Consider the following 2,378-nt stretch of genomic DNA (forward strand, 5'->3'; position numbering starts at 1 on the left):
TTTATCTTTTTAATTATTGTTTCTTTATTGAATTTAAAATCTAGATTTGAGTCAATTAATGAATATTTTTTTTTGTCTTTTTTTGCAATTTTAATAAATCCATCTTGAACTTTCTTGTAAAATTTAAAATCAAATTTATCATATCTATTTAATTTTTTTCTTTGTTTTAATCTTAAATGTAAATTTTTTTTATTAACCAAATGCAAAAAGGTAAAATCAACTTTAATACTTTTAAGCAAATAATTATTAATAAAATTTATAATCTTCAAATTTACACCCATGCCATAATGTTGATATGCAATTGTTGAGTCAATAAACCTATCTAATAAAATAATTTTTTTTTTGTAATGTTTTTTTAATAAATCAATATTTTCACTTCTGGCTGCTAAATATAATAATAAATCTGTCGTATTGTTAAATGTAGATTTGTTGTCTAAAATTAATTTTCTTATTCTTTCTGAATTTTTTGATCCGCCTGGCTCTCTAATTTTAATAAATTTTTTATTATTTTTTTTTAAATATTTTTCTACGTTTTTTATATGAGAAGTTTTGCCGGAACCTTCTATACCTTCAAAAACAATAATTGGTTTTTTAGACATCACCCCAAATTAAATAATTTAAGGATCTCATCAATCTTGAAAACATATTAAGTTTTTTTACATCTTGAAGTGCATAAAGATCATATTCACCAATGATTTCATCTTCATACACAACTTTCAGTTTTGCAAGTACATCATCTTTGTTAATTGGAGCCTCAATTGGACCTTCATAATTGACGCTTATCTTTAAATTTTTTTTTCTGGCTTTTTTTATAGTCTTATAAATATCTTTCTTGGTATAAACTTTAACATTATTTTGTTTACCTAGCCAAACATCTATTTCTGATATGGGTGTTTGAGAATCTGCTATTTTTACAAGATCAAAATTTGTTAAACCATAGGTTAGAATTTTAGTACTTTCTCTAGATCTTGCATTTTTACTATTAAAGCCACTGCCAACAGCTATTAATCTTCTTCCATTACGCATTATTGAAGAAGCTAACGAGTATTTTTCAACTGCTAGATAACCAGTTTTAATACCATCAGCACCTAAATTTTTATAAAGTAATGGATTTCTATTGCCCTGTGTTATCGGATCGCCACCTGTCCTATCCCATGTAAATTCCTTTTCAGCAAAGTACTCATAAAATTTAGGATGTTCTTTAATTAGATAATTAGACATAAGTAATATGTCTCTAACTGTAGAATAATTATTTGGGTCATTTATACCAGAAGAATTAGAGAAATTAGTATTTTCCATTCCAATTTCTTGCGCTTTAGCAGTCATTAGGATTGCAAATTCTTCTTCTGTACCCGCTATACCTTCCGCTAAAGCTACACACGCATCATTTCCTGATGCAACTATGATACCTCTTAATAAATCTTCAACCGAAACTTCATCTCCGACCATGATAAACATTGATGAATATCCTGCTGTTGACAATCTCCAAGCTTTTTCTGACACAATGAAATTATCATCAAGACTTAAATCACCAGATTTAATTAAATCAAAAGCCACAATAGCAGTCATAATCTTTGTCATTGAAGCCGGATAGATTGATGCGTCGGCATTCTTTTCGTATAAAATTTCACCTGAAAAATAATCTTGCAAAATTGCAGTTCTAGCATTTATTTCAAAATTAGCTGAGGCGCTTGAAATAAAGCTTTTGAAAATGAAAATAATAAATAAAAATTTTTTAATCATTTCTTAATATTTCTAAATTATCAAAATTTAATACTGTTGCTTTATTATATGAATCTTCTAAGGTTTTTATATCATTATATGGACCTAATATAACTCTAAAATTAGTTTCTGATAGTTTGATAATTTTATATTTCTTAATTTTTGTCTCTTCTTTTATTCTATTAAGCATTTGTTCAGCAGATTTTCTGTAATAAAAATCTGCAATCTTTACAGAATACGTAATATCTTTAGCCTTTTTATCTTTTTTGTTAGTTTTATTTTCATTTAGATCATTGATTATTATGCCATCAACTGGTGCTTTTTCTGCAACATTTTTTTCTTCGTCAAAAGTTTTTGATTTTTTTGCTATAAATGATGTCTCATTATTAATTAGCTGTATTTCTATATACGGTTCATTAATTGAAATTTCTAAGTCTTGCGAAATTCGTTCTGTAATAACTGAATTATAAAATATAGGAAATTCTGCACTATTTGATTTTACTTTTGCAATTGTACTTTTTCCATTTAGTAAATTGGTTAATTTTACACTAGAGTTTTTTTTTAAATGTTTGCTAAATATAAGGTAAGATCTGTTATCAATTTTTTTAGAAATTATTTTTTTTTTAAATAAATCTTCATCATAAATCATTGTAAAT

General features: G+C 25.7%; 3 protein-coding genes. All 3 read right to left on the reverse strand.

The features are described from left to right. On the reverse strand, positions 1-599 hold a 599-nt coding region (gene tmk / locus ACTT9D_RS07170), incomplete at its 3' end, for a dTMP kinase (protein WP_440931097.1). Continuing rightward, positions 592-1,743, reverse strand: a complete 1,152-nt coding sequence (locus ACTT9D_RS07175) for a D-alanyl-D-alanine carboxypeptidase family protein (RefSeq protein WP_440931098.1) — start codon at positions 1,741-1,743, stop codon at positions 592-594. The genes ACTT9D_RS07175 and tmk, both read right to left, overlap by 8 nt. Next, a partial coding sequence (locus tag ACTT9D_RS07180; RefSeq protein WP_440931099.1) for a hypothetical protein occupies positions 1,736-2,378 on the reverse strand: 643 nt, incomplete at its 5' end. The genes ACTT9D_RS07175 and ACTT9D_RS07180, both read right to left, overlap by 8 nt.

The sequence above is a fragment of the Candidatus Pelagibacter sp. genome (genome assembly GCF_052049815.1).
Taxonomy (GTDB): Bacteria; Pseudomonadota; Alphaproteobacteria; order Pelagibacterales; family Pelagibacteraceae; genus Pelagibacter.

Excerpts from the sequence above, each read along its gene's own strand:
- ACTT9D_RS07175 (WP_440931098.1), bottom strand. The coding sequence starts at position 1,743 with ATGATTAAAAAATTTTTATTTATTATTTTCATTTTCAAAAGCTTTATT.